Source organism: Actinoplanes sp. NPDC048791, from assembly GCF_040650095.1.
In the GTDB taxonomy this organism is placed as follows: Bacteria; Actinomycetota; Actinomycetes; order Mycobacteriales; family Micromonosporaceae; genus Actinoplanes.
This window is the reverse complement of the sequence record NZ_JBEZGQ010000640.1, coordinates 1-4,955: the sequence shown is the minus strand read 5'-3', so window position 1 is coordinate 4,955 and position 4,955 is coordinate 1. Positions and strand designations below refer to the sequence as shown.

Annotated in this window: 4 protein-coding genes and 1 pseudogene; all 5 read right to left on the bottom strand. The window is 73.3% G+C overall.

Annotated elements, in window-relative coordinates:
- Positions 1-92: 92 nt before the first annotated feature.
- Positions 93-1,355 (bottom strand): annotated as a pseudogene (locus tag AB0C29_RS33360) (nucleotide pyrophosphatase/phosphodiesterase family protein); the annotation flags it as partial.
- Positions 1,356-1,408: 53 nt separating this feature from the next.
- Entirely contained in the window at positions 1,409-2,554 is a 1,146-nt protein-coding gene (gene eboE, locus AB0C29_RS33355; RefSeq protein WP_360828745.1) for a metabolite traffic protein EboE, read from the bottom strand.
- Positions 2,554-3,402 (bottom strand): TatD family hydrolase, encoded by an 849-nt coding sequence (locus AB0C29_RS33350; protein WP_360828742.1) that lies wholly within the window; start codon positions 3,400-3,402, stop codon positions 2,554-2,556. The genes eboE and AB0C29_RS33350 overlap by 1 nt, the downstream gene beginning before the upstream one ends.
- Entirely contained in the window at positions 3,402-4,010 is a 609-nt protein-coding gene (locus tag AB0C29_RS33345) for an EboA domain-containing protein (protein WP_360828739.1), read from the bottom strand. Before AB0C29_RS33345 ends, AB0C29_RS33350 begins: the two co-directional genes overlap by 1 nt.
- An 82-nt stretch (positions 4,011-4,092) precedes the next feature.
- A complete protein-coding gene (locus AB0C29_RS33340; protein ID WP_360828748.1) occupies positions 4,093-4,935 on the bottom strand; it encodes a sugar phosphate isomerase/epimerase family protein in 843 nt (280 codons plus the stop codon).
- Between the last annotated feature and the right edge of the window lie 20 nt (positions 4,936-4,955).

Here is a 4,955-nt window from a genome sequence, read left to right as displayed (position 1 = left end):
GCACGCCTTCGAGCAGGCAGTGCCCACCGGCGAGCAGCGCGGTCAGCAGCCGCTCGATGAGCCGGTCCTGCCCCACGATCACCTTCTTGACCTCGGGCGGCGGAGGCGTCGGAGCAGATCAGCACCGGCGCGTCCCGCGGGTCGGTGGGCAGCCGGCCGTGCGAGCCGCGGACCGCGCGGGCGCCGGCGTCCAGGCCCACGACGCTCATCAGGTACCGCATGCCGGCCTTCTTGCGCAGCAGAGCCACCGCGGCCCGGCCCTTGGCGGCGCCGGGACCGGCCGGGTCGAAGAACAGCTCGGCCGGGTCGTAGCCGGGCTTGCGGTGGATCTCGACCAGCCGGGCGAAGTCCGGGGCGGCCGCGTCGTCCAGCCAGTAGTAGTACGTGAACCAGGCGTCCGGCTCGGCGACCAGCACCAGCTCACCGGAGCGGGCGTGGTCGAGCCCGTGTCCGGCCTGGGCGCCGGCGTCGAGGACCTCGGCGACCCCGGGCAGCGCGGCGCAGAGCTTGGCCACGGCCGGGATGTCGGCCGGGTCACGGACGTAGACGTGGGCGATCTGGTGGTCGGCGACGGCGAACGCCCGCGATCGCCACGGGTCGAGGTACTCCATGCCGGCCTGGGTGTACACCTCCAGCAGGCCCTCGGCGCGCAGCAGCCGGTTGATGTCGACGGGGCGGGAGACGTCGGTGATGCCGTACTCGGAGAGGACTACGACGGTGGCGTCCCGGGCCGCGGCGGCGTCCAGCAGCGGGCCCAGCGTGACGTCGAGTTCGGCGGCGGCCGCGGCGGCCTGCGGCGAGGACGGGCCGTGGCGTTGCAGGTCGTAGTCCAGGTGCGGGACGTAGACCAGGGTCAGGTCGGGCTGGTGGCGGTCCATGATCTGTTCGGCGGCCCGGCAGATCCAGGCCGACGAGGGCAGCCCGGCATTCGCCCCCCAGTAGCTGAACAGCGGGAAGGTGCCGAGCTTCGCGGTGAGCTCGTCGTGCAGCTCCGGCGGGTACGTGTAGCAGTCCGGGTCCTTGCGCCCGTCGGCGTGGTAGATCGGCCGGGGCGTGACGGTCCAGTCCACGTCGGCGCCCATCGCGTACCACCAGCAGACGTTGGCCACCGTGAAGCCGGGCCGGCGCGCCCGGGCCGCGTCCCACAGCTTCTCCCCCTGCACCAGCGCGTTGTGCTGCCGCCAGAGCAGCACCTCGCCGAGGTCGCGGAAGTACCAGCCGTTGCCGACGATGCCGTGCTCGGCGGGCAGCGTGCCGGTGAGGAAGGTGGACTGCACCGAGCAGGTGACCGCCGGCAGCACGGTGCCGAGCGGGGCCTGGAATCCGGTGCGGGCCAGCCGGGCCAGGCGCGGCATGTGCTCGAGCAGCCGCGGCGTCAGGCCGACGACGTCCAGGACGACCACGGGCTTCACGACGTCACTCCTTGATCGGCGGTGAGACCCAGCGCGGTGAGCTGGGCCCGGGCGAAGTACAGCTCGGACGCGATCCCGGCGGCGAGCTCGGCCGGTCCGTGCGGGCGCGAGGTCGGCGGCAAAACATGCCAGGTGTACGTCTCCACGTCGAAGTGGTCGCACAACGCCTCAGGCCCGCCCACCAGCAGCCGCAGCGAGTCGACGAGGACCCCGACGGTGCTCTGCAGCGGCGGTACGGGCGGCGCGTGCAACGGCACGTGGTAGTGCACCCGCCAGGGCTGGTCACCGCCGTCGGGCAGCGCGAGGGCCTCGTCGAGGTCGTCTGTGGACAGCCCTTGCGGGCCCCTGGTCTGGTGCAGGAACCGCGGTTCGACGTACTCGCCCAGCACGGCCGCGTCGGCGCGCGGATCGGCACTGGCCAGCGCGGCCGAGACCTGCACCTTGACGATCGGCAGGCCGGCGTCGGCGAGGTGGCGCAGCGCGTCGGCGGGCTCCTCCCAGGAGCAGGCCAGGTGCGCGAGGCAGACGCCGAGGCGGGTGGTGTAGACGCCGGCTAGCAGTTCCACCGCCTGCACGGTGTTCTCGATGACGCAGCCCGGCTCGGGTTCGAAGGCGACCCGGATCTGGCGGTCCAGCAGGGCCAGCGAGCGGGCGAGCTCGTCCAGGTTGTGCCGGCAGTCGGCGGCCCGGCCCGCGTTCCAGGGGTCGCGCCAGGCCAGCGGCAGGGTGGAGACGGAACCCCGGGCGGCGCCGGCCGGCAGCAGGTCGGCGAGGACCCGGGCCAGATCCAGGGTGTACGCGAGCCGCTGCGCGGTGCTCCAGTCGGGCTGGTAGACGGCGTGCTTCACGACCGGCGCCTGGAACGCCTGGTACGGGAACCCGTTGAGGGTGACCACCTCCAGCCCGCGTACGTCGAGCTCGTGGCGCAACCGTTGCCGGTCGGCGACGTCGGAGGCGAGCCCGGCCGCGACCGGTGCGGCCAGCCACAGGCCGAGCCCGAGCACGTCGGTGCCGAGCCGTTCCCGGATCGGCACCGCGTACGTGTCGAGCTGCTCCAGGATGCCGGCGAGGTCCTCGGCGGCGTGCACGTTGGTGCAGTAGGACAGGTGCACGGTCTGCCCGTCGCGATGACGCAGCCGCATCAGCTGCCTCCGCGGGCTATCGAGCTGCCGGCGAAGGACGGGCCCGGCGCGGTCGCGGACAGGTCGAGGCGCCCGGACTGGCCGTAGAACTCGATCGGGTTGCGCCACAGCACCCGGTCCACGTCGTCGGCGGTGAAGCCCGCGGCCAGCAACGCCTTACCGGTCTCCACGGTGAGCAGCGGGTCGGAGTGGCCCCAGTCCGCCGCCGAGTTCACCAGGATCCGCTCGGTGCCGTACGCCTTGATGATCTCCACCATCCGCGGCGGCGACATCTTGGTCTCGGGGTAGATGGAGAAGCCCATCCAGCAGCCGGAGTCGCGGACCAGGCCGACGGTGACCTCGTTGAGGTGGTCGACGGCGACCCGGCCGGGCTCGATGCCGGACTCGGCCACCACATCCAGGGTGCGCTTGGTGCCGGCGGCCTTGTCGCGGTGCGGGGTGTGCACCAGCGCGGGCAGCTCGAACTCGATCGCCAGGGCCAGCTGGGCGGCGAAGGCCTCGTCCTCGGCCGGGGTCATCGAGTCGTAGCCGATCTCGCCGACCGCGACCACGCCGTCCTTGTCGAGGTAGCGCGGCAGCAGGTCGAGCACGCCCCGGCAGCGCGGATCGTTGGCCTCCTTGGGGTTCAGGGCCAGCGTGGCGTGGTGCCGGATGCCGAACTGGGCCGCCCGGTACGGCTCCCAGCCGATCAGCGAGTCGAAGTAGTCGGCGAACGAGCCCGGGTTGGTGCGCGGCTGCCCGAGCCAGAACGCCGGTTCCACCACGGCCTGCACGCCGTTGGCGGCCATCGCCCGGTAGTCGTCGGTGGTGCGCGAGGTCATGTGGATGTGCGGGTCGAAGATGCGCATCACGCCTGCTTCCTCGAGGTGTTGGCGACGGTGAGCCGGTTGAGCAGGGCGAGCGCGTCGTCCGGCATACGACGGCCGGCGGCGGCGCGTTCGGTGGCCAGCGCCCCGAGCATGGCCGCCAGTTCCTGGTCGGCCCGATCGTCGAGCCGGTCGACCGCGCTGAGCGGGACGCCCATGAAGACGCACTTGACCACGCCCTGGCGCCAGGTCGCGGCGTCCAGGTGCGCGGCGTAGGGGCCGAGCGCGGCGGCGACGAGCCGGGTGTCGTTGGTGCGCAACGCGTCGTGCAGCAACGGCACCCCGGCGTCGCCGATGTCCAGCAGCGGCAGGGCGGCCAGCACGGCGAGCCGTTCGGCGGCGTCCCCCTGCTGGTACAGGGTCACGATCCGCTGCGGGTCGGCCAGTTCGGCCAGCAGCAGGACGCGCCCGGCCCGCCCGGCCGTCCAGGCGCTGTCGTCGGCCAGCGGCTCCCGGCCGAGCTTGCGCTCGGCGCGGGCGAACAACGGCCCGGCGGCGTCCGGGTCGGTGCGGACGCGGGCCAGGGCGTCGTCCAGCCAGTCCCGTCCGGGTACGGCGGCCAGCGCCGCGCGCAGGTCGTCAAGGGTCATGGCAGAGCCTCCTTTGCGATGCCCCGGCCCTCGCGTTCCCGGCCGTCGGCAGGTCCCGCACGGCGATGCTCGGTGCAGGCGGTCATCGCGCCTCCTCGTCGGCCGCTCGCAGGAAGGCCAGGGACTCGCGCGCGACGGCCGGAGCGGCGTGCGAGTGCCGGGGCAGTTCGACGGCGACCAGGCCTCGGTAACCGCTCTCACGAAGGGCCCGCAGCACCGGCGGGAAGTCGATCTCGCCGGTGCCGAACTCGAGGTGCTCGTGCACGCCCCGGACCATGTCGTCGATCTGCACGTTGACCAGGTGCCCGGCGACCGCGGTCACGCAGTCGGGCACGGGCATCGGCTCCAGGCAGCGGCAGTGTCCGATGTCGAGGGTGAGGCCGAACATCGCCGGGGCCCCGAGCTCGGCGTGCAGCCGCCGCCAGTCCGCGATGTCGGCCACCAGCATGCCCGGCTCGGGCTCGAAACCGAGCGGCACGGAGGCCGCGGTGGCTGCCTCGGTGACCTCGGCACAGCCGTCGACCAGCCGGTGCCAGGCGGTGCGCTCGTCGACGTCGTCCGGGCGTACCCCGGCCCAGAAGGAGACGGCCTCGGCACCCAGGTCCGCGCCCACCGCGACCGCCCGCCGCAGGAAGTCGAGCCGCAGCTTGCGATCGTCGTGCAGCAGCGTGGGCGCGTGTTTGCGCCAGGGGTCGAGCAGATAGCGGGCGCCGGTCTCGATGACGACCGCGAGGCCCAGGTCGCGCAGCTGGTCGGCGGTCTCGGTGACCCGCCCGGCCAGACCGGGGGCGAACGGGTCGAGGTGATCGGTGTCCAGGGTGAGCGCGACGCCGGTGTAGCCGAGCCCGGCGATCACGGTGAGCGCGTCGGCGAGGCGGTGGTTGGCGAACCCGTTGGTCCCGTAGCCGAACCGCAGCCCGGTCATGTGGGTGAGACCTTGCGGGC